Here is a 22490-nt window from a genome sequence, read left to right as displayed (position 1 = left end):
CTAATCCTTACGTCTTTTTATTCGATAACACTTAAAGCTATACGACAATAATGCAAATTTAGCCCAATGCAACTTTCATTATTATAAACCACTCAAGCCGTGTGTTTATTGGTAAAAACGACTGCTATTTGCTCAATTCATTACAAAACTCGCTAAATATCACCTAAAATACTAATATGTTTTTCTTTTTGATTGCTATTTGATATGTCGTCACCACCTTTCAATACCCAAACATTAATAGAGCGCTACCAATCAATACTGGAATCCATGTCTGAAGGGGTTTATGGCTTAGATGCAAATGGCTTCGCCACATTCGTCAACCCAGCCGCTGAAAAGCTCACCGGCTGGTGCGATGAGGATTTAATCGGCAAAAGTATCCATGGTTTTCATCATCACAGTCATGCTGACGGCAGCCACTACCCTCAAACTGAGTGCCCAATTTATCAATGCTTACAAGATGGCATTACCCGTACCAAAGAAAACGAAGTGTTCTGGTGTAAAGACGGCACTCACTTTTCAGTTGAATACAGTGCAACTCCCATTATTTTAGACAATAAAATTCATGGGGCCGTAGTTGTATTTAAAAACATCAGCGAACGTAAACGCATTGAAGACAACCTTAAACACGCCTTGACTGAAAACCGCTTTTTAAAAGAAAAACTACAAGCCGAAAATCATTATCTGCAAGAAGAAATCGATTCTGTTTTTCTAAGTGAAATCATTGGTCAAAGCGAACCCATCAAACACCTAAAAGAACAAATTGCATTAGCGGCACCGACACTTGCTAATATTTTAATACTTGGCGAAAGCGGTACCGGTAAAGAGCTTGTGGCGCGCGCCATTCACGAACAAAGCAACCACAGCCAACATGCCATGGTCAAACTCAACTGCGGCGCGATCCCGCAAGGACTGGTTGATAGCGAACTATTCGGTCATGAAAAAGGCGCATTTACTGGGGCGATTCAACGCCGAATTGGTCGCTTTGAACTGGCACACAATGGCACGCTGTTTCTTGATGAGATCAGCGAACTGCCCATGGACGCACAAGTAAAATTACTGCGTGTGCTACAAGAAGGTGAATTCGCAACGAGTCGGCGGCACGCAAACCATTAAAGTAAACGTGCGAATTATTGCCGCCAGTAATAAAGATTTAAAACAAGCGGTTGACCAAAATTTGTTTAGAATGGATCTATATTATCGCTTAAATGTGTTCGCAATTAATGTCCCTTCACTTAATGCACGCAAACCTGACTTGCCCATGCTGATCAATGGCTTTGCGCAAAAAGCGTTTCAAAACATGAACAAGCCCTATCAAGGCCTGCACATGCCGTCGTTAAAATGGGCAAGCCATTATGACTGGCCAGGCAATATTCGTGAATTACAAAACTGGGTTGAACACAGCGCCATTTTGCACCAAACCGGTTTATTTCATTTAATGCCGATGCCGCACTCCAACACCGCCCATGCAAGCAGCGCCTGTAATCAAAACAAACCCGTTTCATTGCAACAAGCGGAAGCACAACATATTGAACACGCATTACGATACTGCAATGGCAAGATAGCAGGCGAACAAGGTGCCGCTCACCTATTAGGTCTACCCGCCAGCACACTGCGCTCACGTATGAAAAAACTGGGCTTAATTACCAAGTAACGATATATCGTGACTACATGTCGCGCTTTTACTCATCAAAAACGGTTCAGGCCCCGTACCATCAAGGTTGTGTAGTTGGAACACGCCTTGCTGAAGGGTAAGCAGAATAAACCCTTTTTGATGAGAAAAAAGCAGTATGTCCCAACTCATTCCCACTACAAACCTTGATGACCAAGACCGCCCTATTGTTGATGCCACACTTCACAATGAGGCCATACGTCTAGCAAAAGGACGTTATCAACTTATCCGCCGCTTCAGTAGCGCGCCGCTCATCTTTATGTTTTTGCTTGCGCCATGGCTCACGATCAATGATGCCCCATTATTATGGATGGATCTTGATAAACATGTGCTGCATTTATTTGGTATAACCTTTTGGCCAGATGACCTACTCATGCTGACTTGGCTTGCCATGGGCAGTGCTTTTGCGCTGTTTATTGCGGCAAATATTGCAGGTCGAATTTGGTGTGGTTTTAGTTGCCCACAAACGGTTTGGAGCATGATATTTACATGGGTCGAAGAAAAAACCGAAGGCTCACGCAATAAACGACTCAAAGATCATAAAAAGTCATTTTTAAAACGCAACCTGCCAGCTCTATTGAGTAAGCATGTTATTTGGCTCGTGATTGCCTTTATTACAGGGTTTACCTTCGTGGCCTACTTTGAAACAGGCATGGGCCTTTGGCAACAAATCGTGACGGCATCAGCCAACCATGAAGTTATTTTTTGGTTATGTTTTTTTACCTTGCTGACCTATATCAACGCAGGCTGGTTGCGTGAGCAAGTGTGTTTGCATATGTGCCCTTATGCTCGCTTTCAATCGGTCATGGTTGACAAAAAAACCTTAAAAGTCAGTTATGACGTTGATCGCGGTGAACCGCGTAAGCATAAAAAGTCGACGTCTGAAAACAGTGCAACAGGTGATTGTGTTGACTGCAAGCTATGCGTGCAAGTGTGCCCTGTGGGTATCGATATTCGTCAAGGCTTACAATATGCCTGCATTGATTGCGGCGCCTGCATTGACGCATGCGACAGCATCATGGACAACTTAAGCTTACCCAAAGGGCTTATTCAGTTTAGTAACGAAGCCGCTAATACTCCCAACACACAGACAAAACTTGAACAGCTGAAAAACTGGCTACCTAAACAACGACCACGCCTATGGGGTTATTTGTTGGCCCTAACCGTATCTGTGTCTTTGTTTGCCATGCAAATTTTTACAAAAGACGATTACGAATTTCATTTAAGTCGTGACCGCGGCCACTTATATTTTTATAGCGAACTGAATGTCAGCAATGCATTCACGCTCAACATTCTCAATAAAACAGCGCAAACTGCGGCGTTTACAGTGGCAATAAACCATCCAGGGTTGTTTATTTCAGGGAGCGACGAGCTGCACATCATTCCAGGGCAAAAGGCAGGTTTAGCACTCAGGGGTTTCTTGCCAAGTGGAATGCCCAATTGAAGGTAAGCAATCCATTGAAATTTTAATCAAACACAATGGCGTCATCCAAGACGCCCTTGAGGGCACCTTTTTCGCACCAAGAAACCTTTAATAAACACCCGTCAGCCACTTACCAGCCAAAAAAGCGAATCGCTCTTTGGCTGGTAAACGTCCATATTTTGCTCATTAACCGCATTGCTAAATACCTGCGTGACATCTAAGTCTCGACAAATCGACCTCTAAATCGTAATATCGAGAATTCTAAATATCATAAGACGATGAAATGGATCTGAATGAAGTGATCAAAGCGCTTGGTAACCCATTGCGTATGGATATCGTCCGCTGGCTCAAAAACCCTAAAGCGAACTTTGATGTGGCTGAACAATTGGTTGATGCCGACAAAGAAGGGGTCTGTGTCAGTATTATACAAGAAAAAGCGGGGCTTTCTCAATCGACGGTATCTGTCTACTTAGCCGCATTGCAGCGAGCCGGTATGGTTCGCTCAAATAGAATCGGCGCTTGGACTTACTATCAACGAGATGAAGCGAATATTCAGCGCTTTTTAAGCGCATTAAAAACAGAGCTTTAATCAAACATATAAACGAAACCTAAGTTACGGATGATGACATTCACTTAGGTTTTTTTAGATCATTGAATATCGAAATTTATAGATATCTAAATATTAGAATTACACATTAGAAACTGGAAGCCATGATGGAAACAATCAATCAAACCACTGAATTTTTAACCTCTTTTAACCCAAGTACTGGCGAGATACTTGGCCAGTTGCCAATAAGCTGTGCCTCTGATATCCACAATACAGTGGCAAACGCACAACAAGCCGTAAAACAATGGCAGTCCCTACCGGTTGGTGATCGAGTACGCAGAATCAAAGCCGCCTACGCGCACATTAAGCCCCATGTAAATCAATTGAGTGAATTGCTGAGCAAAGAAATGGGCAAAGATTTACGCCGTGCAATGGGCGAAGTGGAAGGCGCTATTTTTAGCGGTGGCTACTACGCAGACTCCGTACAAAAAGCCTTGAGCAGTAAATCGCTTGGCAGTGGCACAACCTTACATTACAAGGCACTGGGTGTTGTGGCGGTTATCTCACCGTGGAACTACCCAATTATGATGGCCAATAACTTGATTGTGCCAGCACTGGTGGCCGGTAACACAGTTGTATTAAAACCATCTGAAGAAACCCCTTTGATCGCACAAGCCTTTTTTGAACATTTAAAAACACATCTACCTGAGGGTGTGTTCGATATTGTTCATGGCGATGGTACCGCTGGCAAAACGCTGGTAGAGAGTGATGTGCAATTAATTGCCTTTACGGGCTCACAAAAAGCGGGCAAAGACATTATGGCCCACGCTGCAACCCAATTAAAACGATTAGTGATGGAGTTAGGTGGCAACGACCCAATGATCGTCATGGCTGACGCCGATATAGAACAAGCCGCTCGCTTTGCGGTTGCCAGCAGCTTTGAAAATGCCGGGCAAATGTGTACATCGACCGAACGCATCTATGTTGATGACACCATTGCTGAACGTTTTGAACAACGAGTTGTTGAAATTGCGAGGCAGTATCAAGTCGGTTCTTGGAATGAACCAAACGTCAATATCGGCCCAATTATTAACACTAAGCAACATCAAAATATTTTAGCCCATATTAAAGATGCACAAGAAAAAGGCGCGCGTATTTTATTAGGCCATGCCGAATATGCAGCGCCCTTTATTCAACCAACGGTTATTGCCGATTTATCACCAGACATGGTCATGTCACAAGAAGAAACCTTTGGCCCCATTGTGGCCATTGGACGCTATAAAAATATTGAAGACGCCATCGCACTGGCCAACGATTCAAATTACGGACTAGGCGCGGCGGTATTTGGTTATAAAAATGTGGATGCCATCGCCGCACAATTAGAAGCCGGCATGATCGGTATCAATCAAGGCCCGGGTGGCTCAGGGGATGCGCCTTGGGTCGGCGCCAAACAAAGTGGTTTTGGTTTTCATGGCTCAGCCGAAGGCCATCGTCAATTTGCACAAACAACGGTTGTGGGGAAATAACATGAACACAGAAAGCCAAACACATCATGCCACTAATACTGAGTCTTTTTATGTCGTGGCGAAAGAGCCCGGTGCCGAACACCCGGCCTTGCCAACGTGGGCTAATCGAGATGCAAACCCGGCTCAATTAAAACAAGATTTGCATAACAATGTACAACGTATCGACATTGACGCAGTGCCCGGTGCTTTTCAATTATTAAATGTACTCACCAAAGAAGAATGCCAACAATTTATCAATATCACAGAGTCATTAGGCTACTTACCTGATGCCGCCGTGTCGTTGCCCCGTCATGTTCGCCACAACGACAATGTCACATGGGTCGCAGATGAACTCACCATTGATACCATTTGGCAACGCTGCCAACCTCTTTTTACCGATGATCAAAATATTTTTAACGGCTCTAAAGCACTCGGATTAAATGGGCGCTTCCGTTTTTATCGCTATAAAAAAGGGGATTTTTTCAAAACTCACACAGATGGTGCTTGGCCTGGCAGCCGAGTCATTAACGAGCAATTGCATGGCGATGCATTTGGTGATCGTTTTAGCCAGATGACCTTTTTAATATTTTTAACCGAAGATTTTGAAGGTGGTAACACCCAGTTTATTGTCAACAAAGACGATCCTTTGCTACCAGCTAAATACAACGGCAGCACAAAAACCGTGGATGTACGCACACCGACTGGCGGCGTATTGTGCTTCCCCCATGGCATGCACCCGCTTCACCGTTTGCATAGCTCACAAGAAATACATTCTGGTATTAAATACATCATTCGCAGCGATGTATTATTTGAATTGTAAATTATGTTGTAAATAACCAATACAGCTCCGTTTTTATCAATAAAATCGGGGCTGAAAATGTATTTTTTAGTGAGAGCATTGATTACAAATTCGAGCTTTTAACTCGACTAGGTGCGCATCCGCATGCTCTTTAATAATGGCGCTTATGGTTTCACGTAACCACATTAAACCTTTATCGTTATTTTGGCGTTGATGCCAATAACAACTCACGTGTTTAGGGGGGATTTGAATAGGTGGTTCTAATACCGAAATTTCACCATTAAAAATAGATTTTTCAACCGTTGTTGACGGTACGATGGCAATTAAATCACTTTCTTTAATCAGCTTAGGCACCGCCGAAAAATGATTCACCGTCATAGCCACTCGTCTGTGTAATCCATGCAAACTAAGCTCTTCATCAGTGAAGCCCGATGCATCTCCCGATAGTGACACCAATAAATGATCGGCCGCTGCAAATTTCTCTAACGTAAATTCACCTTCTAATAACGGATGATCATTACGCATAACACAGGTGTAACAAGGCGTGTATAACGATTCACTTAATATAGTACTGCAACTTTTTAAAACACCACCGATGACCAAATCCACTTCTGCTTGGTGCAATAAATGAGCGCCATTGGTAATGGTAAATGGAATCGCATGCACGCTAACATTGGGTGCATGCTGCTCAATGATTTTTCTTAATGGCCCCCAAGCGGTATCGATAATCGTATCCGATGCTGACACCCTAAATGTACGGGTTGACGAACTGGGATCAAAATCATCCCCGTCGATGGCCTCAGCTAACTCATTTAAAGGGTTTTTAATTTGTCGCCATAGATTTTGTGCATACAGCGTAGGCTGAATATTTCGGCCGTCTTTAATAAAGAGTTCATCATTCCACGCTTGGCGCATACGAGACAACGCATTTGAGACCGCAGGCTGTGTCAACTCTAGTCTATCAGCCGCCAGCGTAATGGAGCCCTCTGTCATGATGGCGTCAAATATGATCAATAAACTCATTTCTTGGTGGCGCATAAACTGCCCTCTTACTCACCGATAATGGCGCTACTTAGCTTAATTCATGATCACAGCAGCGTAATCCAATCAAATTCGAATTCAGTGTTCCATAAATCATCACTCAAAAATTATGAATTGTGTGTCAAAATATAAATATATCTATTTAATAGCCGGTGTCAAAGCCTGCTGACCTGAATTCAATTAAGGAATCTCCACATGAGATTAAACCACATAGTCAAAGCCAGCTTATTGCTTGGCAGCCTCAGCTTACTCAGCGCCTGTGGGGATGAAACCCAAATTCAAAGCGCCCCACCAGCCGCCAATGTCTCTGTTGCTCCGGTTATCCACCAGCGTATTACAGAATGGGATGAGTTTACGGGTCGATTAGAAGCACCAGAAAGCGTATCACTGCGCCCGCGTGTTTCTGGCTTTATTGATTCTATTGCATTTAAAGAAGGGTCACTTGTTAACGCAGGCGATGTGCTATTTAACATTGATAGCCGCCCATTTAGCGCCGAGGTGAGACGCCTAACGGCCGAGTTAGAAGAGGCAAAAAGTCGCTTAAAACTAGCAAAAAGCAGCTACAAGCGCGCGAACGAATTGAGCAGTAAAAACGCCATTTCAATTGAAACATTTGATAGCCGTGCAGCTGATTTAGAACAAGCCAATGCCCGTTTACGTTCAGTATCGGCAGCGCTTGAAGTGGCAAAACTCAACTTAGGTTACACCAAAATTACCGCGCCTATTTCTGGCCGTGTGTCACGGGCCATGATTACCAAGGGTAATTTAGTAGCAGCGGGCAATACACTGCTAACCACCATCGTATCTGTCGATAAGGTTTACGCCTATTTTGATGCCGATGAAAAAACGTTTCTTAAGTACATGCAACTCGCAAAAGACGGCACACGCCCAAGCTCTCGAGATGTAAAAAACCCAGTTTACATGTCTCTTGCCAATGACACCGATTACCCGCACGAAGGCTACATCGATTTTATTGACAACCAAGTTAACCCAACAACCGGTACCATTCGTGGCCGTGCAGTGTTTGATAATAGCAAAGGCGACTTTATTCCTGGGTTATTTGCTCGCATTAAACTTATTGGTAGCGCACCTTATGAAGGCATTTTGATTAATGACAAAGCGATTAATACCGACCTTAAAAATAAATTTGTATTGGTGCTCGATAAAGACAATAACGTGCAGTATCGCGCGATTGAAATGGGTGAAAAACTAAACGGTTTGCGCATCATAAAATCGGGTTTATCGCCAAACGAAAGCATTGTTGTAAACGGTTTACAGCGTGTTCGCCCAGGCTCACCAACCACACCGACTGTCGTTCCTATGACAGACCAAGCAACATTAGACTTACTGCAAGCACAACAATCACGGGTTGATGATACGACCGCGCGTTTAACAGTGCTTACGAATGAATCAGCCAATGACGTGGTAGGTGGCTAACCATGAACTTTTCCTATTTTTTCATACAACGGCCGATCTTTGCCGCTGTTATTTCTTTACTGATTTTCATTGCTGGCGCCCTAGCCGTTTGGAAATTACCCATTACAGAATACCCAGAAGTGGTGCCGCCCACGGTTGTGGTAACAGCGGCTTACCCCGGCGCTAACCCAAAAGTGATTGCAGATACCGTTGCATCGCCATTAGAGCAAGCCATCAACGGCGTCGAAGATATGATTTACATGTCATCACAAGCCACTTCTGATGGCGCCATGTCATTAACCGTAACGTTTGCCATTGGTACTGACCCAGATGACGCACAAGTATTGGTACAAAACCGTGTGGCTAGAGCGCTGCCTCGTCTGCCTCAAGAAGTTCAACGCTTAGGGGTTATTACAAAAAAATCATCGCCTAATTTAACCATGGTGGTGCATTTAACCTCACCCGATGATCGGTACGACATGTTGTATCTTTCTAACTATGCCAACTTAAACGTCAAAGATGAGCTTGCTCGTATTGACGGCGTGGGCGAAGCGGGATTATTTGGCGCAGGTCAATTCAGCATGCGTGTTTGGTTAGACCCAGAAAAAGTCGCCGCACTAAACTTAAACCCAGGTGACATTGTTGCGGCATTACGCGAGCAAAATAAACAAGCGGCAGCTGGTGTTCTTGGCGCACAACCTACTGGCAGTAACGACTATCAACTATTAATTAATGTGAAAGGCCGCTTAACCAACACAGAAGAGTTTGGTGACGTCATTATTAAAGTGGGCGACAGCGGCGAGATTTCACGCTTGCGCGATGTGGCGCGTATTGAGCTAGGTGCCGATTCATATGCTCTGCGTTCATTGCTTAACAACAAACAAGCCGTTGCATTGCCTATTTTCCAAGCGCCCGGCTCTAACGCCATTCAAATTTCTGATGACGTGCGAGCCACTATGGCTGAATTGAAAAAAACGTTCCCTGAAGGCGTCGACTATTCAATTGTGTACGACCCTACTGTATTTGTTCGTGGCTCGATTCAAGCCGTTGTAAACACATTATTTGAAGCATTATTATTAGTGGTGCTTGTGGTGGTTTTATTTTTACAAAACTGGCGCGCGTCTATTATTCCGTTAGTTGCTGTTCCCATTTCATTGGTCGGCACCTTTGCTGTCATGCACTTGTTAGGCTTTTCACTTAACGCCCTTTCGTTATTTGGTTTAGTACTGGCCATTGGTATCGTCGTGGATGACGCTATTGTGGTGGTAGAAAACGTCGAACGAAATATTGCAGAAGGTTTAAAACCCGTTGCCGCGACGCGCCAAGCCATGAAAGAAGTGACAGGGCCCATTATTGCGACCACGCTTGTTCTTGCGGCGGTATTTATTCCCACTGCCTTTATGTCAGGTTTGACCGGCCAGTTTTATAAACAGTTTGCACTGACGATCACGATCTCAACGTTTATTTCGGCGATTAACTCGTTAACGCTGAGCCCTGCATTATCGGCATTATTATTAAAAGGCGAAGACGCCCCTAAAGATCGCTTAACTCGCGTTATGGATCGCATTTTTGGCAAGTGGGTATTTGCACCGTTTAACCGATTATTTAACCGTGCAGCCAAAGGCTACACACAAGGCATCGGTAAATTAGTTCGCTTAAGCGGTATCGTGCTTGTTTTTTATGCGGGTTTAATGGCAATTACGTATAACCAGTTCAGTACAACGCCAACTGGCTATGTACCGGGCCAAGATAAAATGTATTTGATTTCGTTTGCGCAACTGCCTGATGCCGCATCACTGGACCGCACAGAGAAAGTCATCCGTGATATGTCGAGCATTGCACTGGACCACCCTGCCGTAGAATCGGCGGTTGCCTTTCCTGGTTTAAGCATCAATGGTTTTACCAATAGCCCAAATAGCGGCATTGTGTTTGTGACGTTAAAACCGTTTGACGAAAGAACCACACCCGACTTAACCGCGGGTGCAATCGCAGGCCAATTAAATGGGCAATTCAGCAGTATTCAGGATGCGTTTATTGCCATCTTCCCACCGCCACCGGTTTCTGGTTTGGGCACAATTGGTGGTTTCCGCCTGCAAATTCAAGACAAAGATAATATGGGCTATGAAGCACTGTATGCCGTCACGCAACAAGTGATTCAAAAGTCTTGGGGGCACCCAAGTTTGACCGGCATCTTTACGAGCTTCCAAGTTAACGTGCCACAAATTGACGTCGACATGGACCGAACAAAAGCCAAAAGCCAAGGCGTACGAATCGATACCGCATTTGAAACCATGCAAGCGTATCTAGGCTCCGCGTATGTGAATGACTTCAATCAATTTGGTCGCACTTACCAAGTAAACGTGCAAGCCGATGAACAATTCAGACAGGACCCCGAGCAAATTGCACAGCTAAAAGTACGCAACGATAAAGGTGAAATGATTCCACTTGGCTCCTTTATGGATGTACGCCACAGCTCAGGTCCAGACAGAGTTATGCATTACAATGGCTTCACCACCGCTGAAGTGAACGCCTCACCAGCACCCGGCGTAAGCACAGGTGAAGCAAGAGCCGCTATGGAGCAAATACTCTCCGAAACGCTGCCCAATGGCATGACCTACGAATGGACAGAGTTGACGTATCAGCAAATTTTAGCCGGTAACGCGGCGCTGATTATTTTCCCTCTGGTGGTCTTACTGGTATTTATGGTACTAGCCGCTCAGTACGAAAGTATGAAGCTACCGCTGGCTATTATTTTAATTGTACCTATGACGCTACTGTCCGCATTAACCGGTGTGATTCTATCGGGCGGTGATAACAATATATTCACACAAATCGGGTTTATTGTTTTGGTGGGGCTCGCAACCAAAAACGCCATACTGATCGTGGAGTTTGCAAAAGAACTTCAAGATAAAGGCGCAACCGCTCTTGAGGCCATAAAAGAAGCTGGCCGCTTGCGTTTACGTCCAATACTCATGACGTCTTTTGCGTTCATTATGGGTGTGGTGCCAATGGTATTCTCATCGGGTGCGGGCGCTGAAATGCGACAAGCAATGGGCGTGGCCGTATTCTCCGGCATGATTGGCGTGACGATTTTTGGCCTTATACTGACACCCGTTTTTTACTACTTATTACGTAAAAATCATGTAGAAAAAACAGATCACGACGAAACAATGTCGTAATAAAAACAAACAATGACAGAGTACGCTCTGTCATTGTTTTTCAACAATAGATATACACCGTATTCATTTACCTTGAGTGCAATAGAACCAAAGCAATATGTAATAAATACGTCAAAACCTTTCATTTTTTTGCATTTCTCACCAAACCTGTAATATTCCACCCTTTCGAGGTCAGGCACTGTTTTGACCCCCATTTGATTGAAAAATCAGCCTATTCACGACTAATGGTTACTATTCAAACAACATTCACCAAATCAATAGCGAATATAACCCAGATTACCTGCATTTATGGCGAAAAGGGTCTAGGCTTATCTTAATTTATAGGCTTATCTCAACTATAATTCGTCGGCTATTTTTACATAACCAAATTGGCTAAATGTCTAATTGGTTAACCCGTGATAAAGCGCCTAAAGCAGGCACGACATAAAAATCACAGGTAACTCAATGAGGAAGGGACTGCATTGAATGTATACCTCGACACGTTAGACAACGTATCGATCGAAGCATTCTTATCAATGTAGAGCAAACCGCTGGCCCCGTTGAGTGAGTTAATTACCAACCAGCAGATGATGAATGTCTAATCAATCTGCTGGAAAGCCTCGCACTAATAAGCGTGGATAAAACTGCTAATATAAAAGCGGTGTTTGATAATCATTACTAAAACATTGAGTGAGAGATTCGTATGAGCTTGTATTCAGAATACCTACAAGAAATCGAGGTTCGTAAAAACGACCTTGGCTTGAACCCAAAACCAATTGATGGCGCTGACCTGTTATCTGAAATCATTGCCCAAATCAAAGACACTGGTAATGAGCACCGCGAAGCGTCTCTTAACTTCTTCATCTACAATACGATTCCTGGTACAACAAGTGCTGCTGGCGTTAAAGCGGCGTTCTTAAAAGACATCGTTCTTGGCAAAGAAACCGTTACAGAAATTACGCCTGAATTTGCGATCGAGCTTCTATCTCACATGAAAGGCGGCCCATCTGTTGCTGTTCTTCTAGATGTTGCACTTTCTGACGATGCATCGGCTAAAGCCGCTGCTGAAGTGCTTAAGACTCAAGTATTCTTATACGAAGCTGATACTTCTCGCCTTATCGATGCACTTAAAGCCGGCAACGCCATCGCTAAAGACATCTTAGAAAGCTACGCGAAAGCAGAATTTTTCACCAAGCTTCCTGAAATTCCAGCAAAAATCGATGTAGTCACTTACATCGCCGCTGAAGGTGATATCTCTACTGACCTTCTTTCTCCTGGTAACCAAGCACACTCTCGCTCTGACCGCGAACTTCACGGCCAATGCATGATCACCCCTGAAGCACAGCAAGAAATCGTTGCTCTTGGTAAAAAGCATCCAAACGCTAAAGTGATGCTAATCGCAGAGAAAGGCACCATGGGTGTTGGTTCTTCTCGTATGTCTGGCGTAAACAACGTAGCACTTTGGGCCGGCGAAAAAGCAAGCCCGTACATTCCTTTCGTTAACATGGCGCCTGTTGTTGCCGGTACTAACGGTATCGCGCCAATCTTCTTAACGACTGTTGGTGTAACTGGCGGTATCGGTCTTGACCTTAAAAACTGGGTTAAGAAAGTAGACGCTAACGGCAATACGGTTCTTAACGCTAATGGCGATGCAGTATTAGAAGAAGTTTACTCGGTAGCAACCGGTACCGTTCTTACTATCGATACTCAAACTAAAAAGCTTTACAACGGTGATAAAGAGCTAGTAGACGTTGCTGATGCGTTCTCTCCACAGAAAGTTGAATTCATGAAAGCGGGCGGCTCTTACGCACTGACGTTCGGTAAGAAGCTGCAAACATTAGCCGCTGAAGCGCTAGGTATTGAAACGCCTCTAGTATTTGCACCTTCTAAAGAAATCTCTGTTCCTGGCCAAGGCTTGACCGCTGTTGAAAAAATCTTCAACCGTAACGCGGTTGGTGTTGCGTCTAAGACACCTCTACACGAAGGTTCTGACGTTCGCGTTAAAGTAAACATCGTCGGTTCTCAAGACACCACTGGTTTGATGACGTCTCAAGAACTTGAGTCTATGGCCGCTACGGTTATCTCTCCAAGTGTTGATGGTGCTTACCAGTCTGGTTGTCACACTGCATCGGTTTGGGACAAAAAAGCGCAGGTAAACATTCCTCGTCTAATGGGCTTCATGAACGATTTTGGTGTTATTACCGCTCGTGACCCTAAAGGCGTTTACCACTCAATGACTGACGTAATCCACAAGGTATTGAACGATATCACTGTAGACGATCGTGCAATCATCATTGGTGGTGACTCGCATACTCGTATGTCTAAAGGCGTCGCGTTCGGTGCTGACTCGGGTACGGTTGCAATCGCATTGGCAACGGGCGAATGTGCTATGCCAATTCCTGAGTCTGTTAAAGTGACCTTTAAAGGCACAATGAAAGACCACATCGATTTCCGTGATGTTGTTCACTCTACTCAAGCACAAATGCTTAAGAAGTTTGGCGAAAACGTTTTCCAAGGCCGCGTAATCGAAGTACAAATTGGTACTTTGCTTGCTGACCAAGCGTTTACCTTCACTGACTGGACGGCAGAAATGAAAGCGAAGGCTTCAATCTGTATCTCTACTGATGATACCTTGGTTCAATCTTTAGAATTGGCTAAAGCGCGTATCCAGATCATGATCAACAAAGGCATGGAGAACCGTGACAACATGCTTCAAGGTCTTATCGATCTTGCTGACAAGCGTATTGCTGGCATCCAGTCTGGTAAAGAGCCAGCACTTGCTCCTGATGACAACGCTCACTACTTCGCTGAAATGGTAGTTGATCTAGACTTGATCGACGAGCCAATGATTGCTGACCCAGACGTAAACAACGAAGACGTATCTAAGCGTTATACGCACGATACTATCCGTCCTGCTTCTTTCTACGACGGCCGTAAAGTTGATTTAGGCTTTGTTGGTTCTTGTATGGTTCACAAAGGCGACATGAAAATCATCGCTCAAATGTTCCGTAACCTAGAAGCACAAGGTAAAGAAATCAAGTTCAACGCACCGCTAGTGATCGCGCCACCAACGTACAACATCGTTGATGAACTGAAAGCGGAAGGCGATTGGGCTCTTCTAGAGAAGTACTCTGGTTTCGAATTCAACGATGCAGACCCTAAAGAGTCGGCTCGTACTAAATACGAAAACATCATGTACCTAGAACGCCCTGGCTGTAACTTATGCATGGGTAACCAAGAGAAAGCAGAGAAAGGCGATACCGTATTAGCCACCTCTACTCGTCTTTTCCAAGGCCGTGTTGTAGAAGATACTGCTGAGAAGAAAGGTGAATCTCTACTAGGTTCTACGCCAATGGTTGTACTAGCGACGATGCTTGGACGTTTCCCAACAATTGCTGAGTACAAAGAAGCGGTTGATGGTATTAACCTGACGTCTTTCGCACCACCTTCAGAAGACCTAAGCGTACCGTCTATTCCGGTTAAAATGCTTTAAGCTGATTAGCTTAACGCTTTAACGTTAGACACAAAAAAGCCCAAGTTATGTAAATGACTTGGGCTTTTTTCGTAAACAATATTGAACTACGGCTTTCATTATTCTGCGTAAATAGATTTACTCACCTACTAACATAACCGCTGTTTTAATCACCTACATTCAAAACAACTTTTCCGATAGTATTGCCCAACCGTAAACATTCTATTGCCGCTTTTGCATCATTAAAGTCAAATTCATGCCCAACATAAGGCGGATCAATTTCAATTTTTTGCATGTCTTCAATTAATTGGGAAAGATAATCCACCTGCTCCCATAACCAAATCAGATTAAACGCCATCACCGATTTATTATCGCTAATCATATCCATCACATCGTATTTAGGGCGTTTTAAAAATTTTAAAATGGCGGATAGATAATTAGGGCGATTTTTACCGGGGGTAAATTCAGCTGCACCAAATACAATCAGGCGACCCATTGGCTTTAACGCATCAAAACTGGCTTTTTGCACCGCGCCTCCCACGCCATCTAGCACTAAATCAAATTGAACATTGTGCTGCTCTAACTGTTGCCTGAATTGAGCCTGACGAACGATAACGTGATCAAAACCCACTTCTTTTAAGTAATCTGCTTTTTTCTGAGAGCTAACCGTTCCCACAGGATTCGCACCCATGGCTTTTACGAGTTTCATAGCTTGCAAACCCACACCGCCAGCAGCACTGTGAATCAACACAGTGTGATTGGGTTTTATATGACCCAGTTCGGTTAACGCATAATAAACCGTTAACGTTTGCACTAAATAAGCCGCACCTTGTTGATGATTCCAGTGTTTAGGCAGTGCTGTTAAGTAAGCCTCTTGGGTATCAATGATCGTGCTATAACCACCAAAGCGAGAGACTCCCATAACGTGATCCCCTACTTTAAATTTTGACCCATAACTTTCAATTACTTCCCCGCTGTACTCCAAACCCGGAATAAACGGTCCATTTGGTGTTGCGCTATATAAACCCGTTATCGCAAAAATATCCGCGAAATTTAAACCCACGCTGCTTACCTTGACTCTTACCTGCCCATTTACGAGTTGGTTTAGCGTGCGCTCTTGCTGGGTCAAGCGAGAAATAGCACCCGCTTTTGGGGTGTACCAAACCTGTGTTTTCATAACATCTCCTAATTCTACGAATCATGACACACCCGAAAACAAGAACACAAAGGGATTAAGCTCTAACCTGTAGTCGTCAACTCCCTGTATCAGATCGAAAATTAAGCCGATATACTCAGGCCTTGTATCTTTTGTTAGCCAAGCATCAGATTAAAATAATCATTGTTCACATATATAGACAATTACCCACATGCCAAAGTATTCAAAGCAAGCCGTATCGGATAAATCACTAGAAGAGGCACAAGCCATTGCCAAGGGTGCTCAAAAACCGGGGCAAACTAAAGAACAGACCAAGCTCATCTCCCAAGGCGTGGCGAAAGGTATTGAGCTATATAAAAAACAACAAAAAGCCAAAGCACGTGAAAAAGACAAAGAACTCGAAAAAAACATTAAAAGCGAAACAAGAAAATACCGAGCCAGTAATCGAGCCTAAGGCCAAAAAACACCTACCGGCTATTATGCTACCTTGGCTATTATTGGTCGCATCATGGGCTGGCTTTGCAATGTTTTATAGCCAAAACCAATAACCTACATTATGTTTTACTATTGTCATAATCCTATGTAACCATTATATGATCTAGCTAACCGATGAATTCGTAAAACAGCCAATGGAATGAGCGCACCTATGGAACCTAGCATGCTAAATAAAGCCTATTATCACGCTATCGGGGTCATTAGTGCCCTTGCGCTTCTGGCCCACACCATGATTCTTGGTGTGTTTTTATACGCCGTCATTTTGCTTAAAATGATCGCCCCTCAAAAGCTAATACAGCACGTGATTGACCCGTGTATCATTTTTATTGCAAGCATGTGGCTTGAAGGCATTTTGTGGTGGATCAATTGGGTTTACCAACCAAAATGGAATGTCAGCGGCGTCGATCAGTTAAACCTTAAAGATTGGTACCTATTGACCGCCAACCATCAAAGCTGGGTTGATATTTTTGTGCTGTTTCAGTTGTTTCATAAAAAAGCGCCCTTCCTTAAGTTTTTCATAAAAAAAGAACTCATTTATGTACCAATTGTTGGGCAAGCGTGGTGGGCACTGGATTTTCCTTTTATGCAGCGCTACTCAAAAACGTTTCTAAAAAAACACCCTGAGAAGGCCGGCGACGATATAAAAGAAACCCAAAAAGCCTGTGAGAAATTCTCTAAAAAGCCCTCTAGTGTTATGAATTTCTTAGAAGGCACTCGGTTCACTAAAGAAAAGCATCAATCTCAACTGTCTCCTTACAAGCATTTATTGAAACCAAAGGCTGGCGGCATTGCATTTACCATCCAAGCACTTGGCGATAAATTTAACGCGCTCAGTAATGCCACCATTGTTTATCCCGGTAATACGCCTACTTTTTGGGATATGATGTGTGGTCGTATCGATCACATTCTTGTAGAGGTAAACTCAGTTCCGATTCCGCAGCACTTTAGCCAAGGGGATTACCAAAACGACTTGGTATTACGTAACGAGATTCAAGAATGGGTCACACAACTTTGGCAGCAAAAAGATAGAGATATTGAGCGAATGCTGCATGACCATGCCCAAAGCGTTAAAATCGATCACTCTCAATTAGTCAAAAACTAGCTAAACGATAGAAAGAGCCTAGCCATTTTAGGCTCTTTTCCCACGATACGTTGATCACATTTCCCACTTTCCACTCTATTTCAGCGCTTTCCATAATTTAAATGCGATATTGGCTATATTAAGCCAAGCTTTCATTGACAAGCGCGCAGGGCTGCATATAATTCAGTCTAGCTTGAAAGTAAGTCTTATATTTATGTACACCACTGCGATGTCCTGTTTTTAGTCTTCGTACCTGTTTTCATAATTCAAAGCAAAAACTTCCAGCAAAACTCGTCTGCTTGCAGACTAAATTACACTGAAAAAATCTGGATATTATTATGTCTACTGTTACTGGCACTGTAAAATGGTTCAACGAAGCTAAAGGTTTTGGTTTCATCGAACAAGAGAATGGCCCTGACGTTTTCGCTCACTTCCGTGCGATCACTGGTACTGGCTTCAAAACTTTGACTGAAGGTCAAAAAGTTGAGTTCACTGTAACTCAAGGCCAAAAAGGTCCTCAAGCTGAAAACATCGTTCCTCTATAAGGTTCAGTGTTTACCGCAAGGTAAAGCTTGAAACAAAAAAGGGTAAGATTTTAATCTTACCCTTTTTTTATGCCTATCGTTCAGGCACAAAAAAAGCTAGGACCCGAAAGCCCTAGCTTTTTCTATTTTGAGCGCCTACTACCTACCTTGGTGCGGATGACGGCTTACGTCGACTCGGTTGCCCACCTGACGATTTTTGTGCTCCTCCTGTATTAGGTGATGCTGCAGGTTTACGCTTACCCGGGCCATTACTTTTAGCCCTATCAGAGCCCGCCTTAGAATCACCACTGGCAACATGCTGCTTGTTTTTACCTTGTGGCTTATGCCCTCTTTTTGCCTCACCACTACGCTGGCCATCTTGGTGATCAGATTTGAATGTTTTAGGCTTTTTCGGTTTATTAGCCTTAGCTGGACGGGTATCCAGTCGAGACACTGGTAATGTATTCACAGGCTCAAAGCCAACAATATATTCACGGTCCAATTCACGCCCGATTAAATTTTCAATCGCACTCAACTCTTTAAACTCATCATGGCTCACTAGCGAAACCGCTTGCCCTGTGGCGCCCGCACGACCAGTACGACCAATACGGTGTACATAATCCTCTGCCACATTTGGTAAATCAAAGTTAACCACCTGAGGCAGCTGATTAATATCAATACCACGGGCGGCGATGTCTGTGGCCACAAGTACGCGAATCTCACCAGACTTGAATGTCTCCAATGCCCTAGTACGGGCGCCCTGGCTTTTATTACCATGAATAGCGGCCGCACTTATGTCTTCTGACTCTAGGAATTTTGTCAGCTTATTTGCACCATGCTTGGTACGAGAGAACACCAAAACCTGCTCCCACTTATTGATTTTAATCAAATAAGATAACAATTCAGATTTAGCTTTTTTATCAGCAGGGTAAATCCACTGTTTAACGCTTGTAGCCGTGCTGTTTGCAGGGCTCACTGAAATTTCAACCGGATTATTCACCATGGATTTGGCAAGGTCTTTAATCTGAGGTGAAAATGTTGCTGAGAACAGCAGGTTTTGCCTGTCTCTTGGTAGTAACGAGAGAATTTTTTTCAAGTCATGAATGAAGCCCATATCGAGCATGCGATCTGCTTCATCTAATACCAGCACTTCGACTTGGCTAAACTTAATGGCATTTTGATTAAATAGATCAAGCAATCGACCTGGTGTTGCCACTAGTACATCAACACCACCACGCAGACGCATCATCTGAGGATTCGCTTTTACACCGCCGTAAACAACTGTGCTATTAAGGGGTAAGTGCTGAGAATAGGTAGCAACATTATCGGCAACTTGCTGAGCAAGCTCACGTGTTGGGGTTAAGATTAGCGCTCGAATATGGTTACTTTTAGCACGAGAACCACCTAGAAGGCGCTGCAAAATAGGCAGCGTGAAACCCGCTGTTTTACCTGTGCCCGTTTGAGCGGCGGCCATTACATCCTTTCCGCTTAAAACAGCAGGTATTGCTTGGCTTTGAATTGGGCTAGCTTCGGTATAACCCTTCTCTTGTAGGGCTTGTAAAATTTTTGGCGATAAACCCAGGGAATCAAAGCTCATAACATCTCTCTTTGTCGGCTAAAAATCAGCCAGAATTTGCGGGCGTGAAGCTTATAGGATTCACCTGATACATTCTAGCCTTTTTACCCATCTGGGCACGACAAAAGGTATTTACTCAGCATAGCCTGTAACGACTGTAACGACATTGGCTTACTTAGATAATTATTCATTCCGGCTGCAAGGCATTTATCCTTATCCCCAGCCATAGCATTAGCCGTTAGCGCGATCACAGGGATCGATTTATACGCATCGCCTGCGTCACCGGCTCGAATCGCTTTTGTTGCTTCATAGCCATCCATTTCGGGCATTTGACAGTCCATTAAAATTAATTCAAATGAATGCTCAGCTTCTTTTAATATACGCAGGGCATCAAGACCGTTCTCAGCTAACGCCGGCGTAACTGATAATTGACTAAGCTGTTCTTTTGCAACTTCTTGGTTAATAAAATTATCTTCAACCAATAAGATTTTGCAGTTTGAAAAAGCACCGCCTAAGCCCATGTTTCTTTGCTTAACCACTTCAGGTGGCACAAATGAGACCCTTGATTGCCCATGTTCCTCTTTACAGACACCAATAGGCACTAATGGCGAGTCAAAATATACAGTGACGGCAAAACAACTTCCTTGCCCTTGAGTACTTGTTACATGAATATCGCCCTGCATTAGTTGACATAATTGTCTTGAGATTGCCAACCCCAAACCGGTACCGCCAAATTTTCGCGTTGTAGAGGCATCAGCCTGAGTGAAGGCCTCAAACAAAGAACCAACTTTTTCTTCAGGAATACCAATGCCTGTATCGCTAATTTTTATGGTACACCGCTCTTTTTGATCAGCATGTTCAAGCGCAACGTCAAACGTAATTTCGCCATAAGAGGTAAACTTAATCGCGTTACCCATTAAATTAGTTAAAATTTGCCGTAATCTATTTGAATCCCCTTTTACATTGCGCTGTGTTATTTGCGAGAATTCTTGCTTTAGCCGCAAACCTTTTTTTAATATTTGCGGGGCCATTGACTCACTGAATTCAGCTAAAAAACCCAATAAGTCAAACTCAACACTTTCAAGATCCAACTTACCAGCATCTACCTTAGTAAAATCAAGAATGTCATTAATAACGGATAATAATGATTCTGCGCTACGCTGAGCCAAACCAAGCTTGTAACGCTGGTCATCGGATAAAGATCCATCCAACACACTGCTGAGCATGCCTAAAACACCATTCATGGGTGTTCTAATTTCATGACTCATATTGGCGAGAAACTCACCCTTCGTCTTTACTGCCGCTTCTGCTTGCAACATGGCTTGCTCTAACGCATTACGGCTCTTTATTCGCTCATCAATATCCTGAAAAGAACCAAATAAGCGAACACAATCGCCATTTACCATGTCTGCTTGACCCATGGCGTTAACCCAAATTAAATTTCCTTTAGCCGTTGTTAATTCAACATCTAAATTCCAAGCACCGCCATTTGTCATGGAGCGATCGACTGCATCCATTATATTTTGACGCTGCCGGCCTTCTTTATAAAAATGAATTGCAGAGTCCAACTGAGGTATAAAGTCTCTTGGCACCTCATGAATTTTTTTTGTCATGTCAGACCAAAATAACTCTCCGGTTGCCACGATTAATTCCCAAGTACCAATTCGGGCCTTATCGCTCATTGTTTCAAGCAGCTGCTTTTGAATATTCAAAACCCGCTGCTCTTCAGCTCGTGCAAGCTCGTTACCAATCCACTGTGAGAACAAACGAATCAACTCAAAATCATGCTTAGTAAACGACGTATCATGGATATCAGGGCTAGAAAAATTTAGCGTGCCATAGCAATCGCCGTTAACTAAAATTGGAATCCCGATATAACTCTCTAACCCAAAGTTTTCATAGCATGGGTGTGAGCGAATCCTGCTTTTACCAGCGTGATCAAATGCGATGGGACCATCGGCTGCCATGGTATGGGTGCAATAAGTGACGCCCAAATCGAAGGTATCGCCAGGCTTTACAGCATCATCAGGTACGACCGCATACATCACTTCATAATTTTGGTCCACAATATGACTAATCAAAGCAAGTGGGAGAGAAAACACCTCGGTACCCAGCTTTAGTATTTTATAAATCTTGTCATCGCGGGATAAATTAAAATCCGCAGTGATCATATGAAGCTTTCTCAGCGTATCAATCGCCTTACTTTCTTCTGTTTGATCATCATAAAATGCATAAAACCCAATCACTTTACCGTCATGTTTACGTGGCACATACGTGGCCTTCACATGGGATCCATAATGGCTACCCACTCTGAATATAGTGGTTTCAAAATTAACAATTTCACCCGATAACGCCATCAACCACTTAGGCTCTAGGCATTTAGCCGTTTCTGGTGTCACCACATCCCGCACAGGGCGATTCAACACATTCTGCCTAGTTGTGTTATGCCAAGCACAGTATTGCTCGCTCACTTGCCTATAAATCATTTGGGCGTCGACATACACCCATTTTAAGTTCATGGCGTTTGCGGCTCGCCCTAATAGTGATTCTTTTGAAGACACAAACACCTGCTTCATTATCTTTTCATAAACACATTAATATTATAGAAGACCTGAATGCACCTATTGC

17 protein-coding genes are annotated in these 22490 nt (G+C 43.7%); 13 read left to right on the top strand and 4 right to left on the bottom strand.

The features are described 5' to 3' along the window. Positions 1–204: 204 nt before the first annotated feature. From ACU6U9_RS04910 to ACU6U9_RS04885, 6 genes are all read left to right on the top strand, one after another. The gene (locus ACU6U9_RS04910) at positions 205–1113 is read left to right on the top strand and encodes a sigma 54-interacting transcriptional regulator (RefSeq protein WP_446733944.1); all 909 of its coding nucleotides are present in this window, start codon (positions 205–207) and stop codon (positions 1111–1113) included. Beyond that, positions 1076–1651, top strand: a complete 576-nt coding sequence (locus tag ACU6U9_RS04905) for a sigma 54-interacting transcriptional regulator (protein WP_446733943.1) — start codon at positions 1076–1078, stop codon at positions 1649–1651. Before ACU6U9_RS04910 ends, ACU6U9_RS04905 begins: the two co-directional genes overlap by 38 nt. Before the next feature lie 136 nt (positions 1652–1787). Next, positions 1788–3113 carry a cytochrome c oxidase accessory protein CcoG gene (gene ccoG, locus ACU6U9_RS04900; RefSeq protein ID WP_446733942.1) on the top strand — a complete coding sequence of 442 codons (1326 nt, stop codon included), beginning with the start codon at positions 1788–1790 and terminating at the stop codon, positions 3111–3113. Between the two features lie 262 nt (positions 3114–3375). After that, entirely contained in the window at positions 3376–3681 is a 306-nt protein-coding gene (locus ACU6U9_RS04895; RefSeq protein WP_446733941.1) for an ArsR/SmtB family transcription factor, read from the top strand. 122 nt (positions 3682–3803) lie between these two features. Then, on the top strand, positions 3804–5165 hold the full coding sequence (locus tag ACU6U9_RS04890; protein WP_446733940.1) for an aldehyde dehydrogenase family protein: 1362 nt from the start codon (positions 3804–3806) through the stop codon (positions 5163–5165). Between the two features lies 1 nt (position 5166). Beyond that, the gene (locus ACU6U9_RS04885) at positions 5167–5964 is read left to right on the top strand and encodes an oxidoreductase (protein ID WP_446733939.1); all 798 of its coding nucleotides are present in this window, start codon (positions 5167–5169) and stop codon (positions 5962–5964) included. Between the two features lie 66 nt (positions 5965–6030). On the opposite strand, the gene ACU6U9_RS04880 is transcribed toward ACU6U9_RS04885, so the two are convergent. Next, positions 6031–6981 carry a LysR family transcriptional regulator gene (locus ACU6U9_RS04880; RefSeq protein ID WP_446733938.1) on the bottom strand — a complete coding sequence of 317 codons (951 nt, stop codon included), beginning with the start codon at positions 6979–6981 and terminating at the stop codon, positions 6031–6033. Positions 6982–7179: 198 nt separating this feature from the next. Between ACU6U9_RS04880 and ACU6U9_RS04875 the strand changes: the two genes are divergently transcribed. From ACU6U9_RS04875 to ACU6U9_RS04865, 3 genes are all read left to right on the top strand, one after another. Next, positions 7180–8421: an efflux RND transporter periplasmic adaptor subunit gene (locus ACU6U9_RS04875; protein ID WP_446733937.1), complete on the top strand. Its 1242-nt coding sequence runs from the start codon at positions 7180–7182 to the stop codon at positions 8419–8421. 2 nt (positions 8422–8423) lie between these two features. Further along, on the top strand, positions 8424–11579 hold the full coding sequence (locus ACU6U9_RS04870; protein ID WP_446733936.1) for an efflux RND transporter permease subunit: 3156 nt from the start codon (positions 8424–8426) through the stop codon (positions 11577–11579). Between the two features lie 682 nt (positions 11580–12261). Then, positions 12262–15051, top strand: coding sequence for a bifunctional aconitate hydratase 2/2-methylisocitrate dehydratase (locus ACU6U9_RS04865; RefSeq protein ID WP_446733935.1), 2790 nt, complete (start codon positions 12262–12264; stop codon positions 15049–15051). 145 nt (positions 15052–15196) lie between these two features. Here ACU6U9_RS04865 and ACU6U9_RS04860 read toward each other — a convergent pair whose 3' ends face one another. Continuing rightward, positions 15197–16207 (bottom strand): zinc-binding dehydrogenase, encoded by a 1011-nt coding sequence (locus tag ACU6U9_RS04860; RefSeq protein ID WP_446733934.1) that lies wholly within the window; start codon positions 16205–16207, stop codon positions 15197–15199. A gap of 190 nt (positions 16208–16397) precedes the next feature. Here ACU6U9_RS04860 and ACU6U9_RS04855 point away from each other — a divergent pair, with 190 nt between their 5' ends. From ACU6U9_RS04855 to ACU6U9_RS04840, 4 genes are all read left to right on the top strand, one after another. After that, the gene (locus tag ACU6U9_RS04855; protein WP_446733933.1) at positions 16398–16640 is read left to right on the top strand and encodes a DUF2956 family protein; all 243 of its coding nucleotides are present in this window, start codon (positions 16398–16400) and stop codon (positions 16638–16640) included. Further along, positions 16567–16734 carry a DUF2956 family protein gene (locus ACU6U9_RS04850; protein WP_446733932.1) on the top strand — a complete coding sequence of 56 codons (168 nt, stop codon included), beginning with the start codon at positions 16567–16569 and terminating at the stop codon, positions 16732–16734. The genes ACU6U9_RS04855 and ACU6U9_RS04850 overlap by 74 nt, the downstream gene beginning before the upstream one ends. A gap of 110 nt (positions 16735–16844) precedes the next feature. Continuing rightward, entirely contained in the window at positions 16845–17783 is a 939-nt protein-coding gene (locus ACU6U9_RS04845; protein WP_446733931.1) for an acyltransferase, read from the top strand. Between the two features lie 317 nt (positions 17784–18100). Then, positions 18101–18307: a cold-shock protein gene (locus ACU6U9_RS04840; protein ID WP_283786167.1), complete on the top strand. Its 207-nt coding sequence runs from the start codon at positions 18101–18103 to the stop codon at positions 18305–18307. 142 nt (positions 18308–18449) lie between these two features. On the opposite strand, the gene ACU6U9_RS04835 is transcribed toward ACU6U9_RS04840, so the two are convergent. After that, positions 18450–19883 carry a DEAD/DEAH box helicase gene (locus ACU6U9_RS04835; protein WP_446733930.1) on the bottom strand — a complete coding sequence of 478 codons (1434 nt, stop codon included), beginning with the start codon at positions 19881–19883 and terminating at the stop codon, positions 18450–18452. Positions 19884–19966: 83 nt separating this feature from the next. Beyond that, a complete protein-coding gene (locus ACU6U9_RS04830) occupies positions 19967–22438 on the bottom strand; it encodes an ATP-binding protein (protein WP_446733929.1) in 2472 nt (823 codons plus the stop codon). Positions 22439–22490: the final 52 nt, after the last annotated feature.

The sequence above is a fragment of the Pseudomonas sp. HK3 genome (assembly GCF_052920985.1).
Note: the sequence above shows the minus strand (reverse complement) of the source record. Positions and strands in the feature narration are given on the sequence as shown.

What these genes read in the sequence shown, in the direction of transcription:
- ACU6U9_RS04855 (WP_446733933.1), top strand. Translation starts at nt 16,398, where the DNA reads ATGCCAAAGTATTCAAAGCAAGCCGTATCGGATAAATCACTAGAAGAG.
- ACU6U9_RS04895 (WP_446733941.1), top strand. Translation starts at nt 3,376, where the DNA reads ATGGATCTGAATGAAGTGATCAAAGCGCTTGGTAACCCATTGCGTATG.
- ACU6U9_RS04845 (WP_446733931.1), top strand. Translation starts at nt 16,845, where the DNA reads ATGCTAAATAAAGCCTATTATCACGCTATCGGGGTCATTAGTGCCCTT.
- ACU6U9_RS04880 (WP_446733938.1), bottom strand. Translation starts at nt 6,981, where the DNA reads ATGCGCCACCAAGAAATGAGTTTATTGATCATATTTGACGCCATCATG.
- ACU6U9_RS04835 (WP_446733930.1), bottom strand. Translation starts at nt 19,883, where the DNA reads ATGAGCTTTGATTCCCTGGGTTTATCGCCAAAAATTTTACAAGCCCTA.
- ACU6U9_RS04870 (WP_446733936.1), top strand. Translation starts at nt 8,424, where the DNA reads ATGAACTTTTCCTATTTTTTCATACAACGGCCGATCTTTGCCGCTGTT.
- ACU6U9_RS04865 (WP_446733935.1), top strand. Translation starts at nt 12,262, where the DNA reads ATGAGCTTGTATTCAGAATACCTACAAGAAATCGAGGTTCGTAAAAAC.
- ACU6U9_RS04910 (WP_446733944.1), top strand. Translation starts at nt 205, where the DNA reads ATGTCGTCACCACCTTTCAATACCCAAACATTAATAGAGCGCTACCAA.
- ACU6U9_RS04840 (WP_283786167.1), top strand. Translation starts at nt 18,101, where the DNA reads ATGTCTACTGTTACTGGCACTGTAAAATGGTTCAACGAAGCTAAAGGT.
- ACU6U9_RS04875 (WP_446733937.1), top strand. Translation starts at nt 7,180, where the DNA reads ATGAGATTAAACCACATAGTCAAAGCCAGCTTATTGCTTGGCAGCCTC.
- ACU6U9_RS04885 (WP_446733939.1), top strand. Translation starts at nt 5,167, where the DNA reads ATGAACACAGAAAGCCAAACACATCATGCCACTAATACTGAGTCTTTT.
- ACU6U9_RS04890 (WP_446733940.1), top strand. Translation starts at nt 3,804, where the DNA reads ATGATGGAAACAATCAATCAAACCACTGAATTTTTAACCTCTTTTAAC.
- ACU6U9_RS04860 (WP_446733934.1), bottom strand. Translation starts at nt 16,207, where the DNA reads ATGAAAACACAGGTTTGGTACACCCCAAAAGCGGGTGCTATTTCTCGC.
- ccoG (WP_446733942.1), top strand. Translation starts at nt 1,788, where the DNA reads ATGTCCCAACTCATTCCCACTACAAACCTTGATGACCAAGACCGCCCT.
- ACU6U9_RS04830 (WP_446733929.1), bottom strand. Translation starts at nt 22,438, where the DNA reads ATGAAGCAGGTGTTTGTGTCTTCAAAAGAATCACTATTAGGGCGAGCC.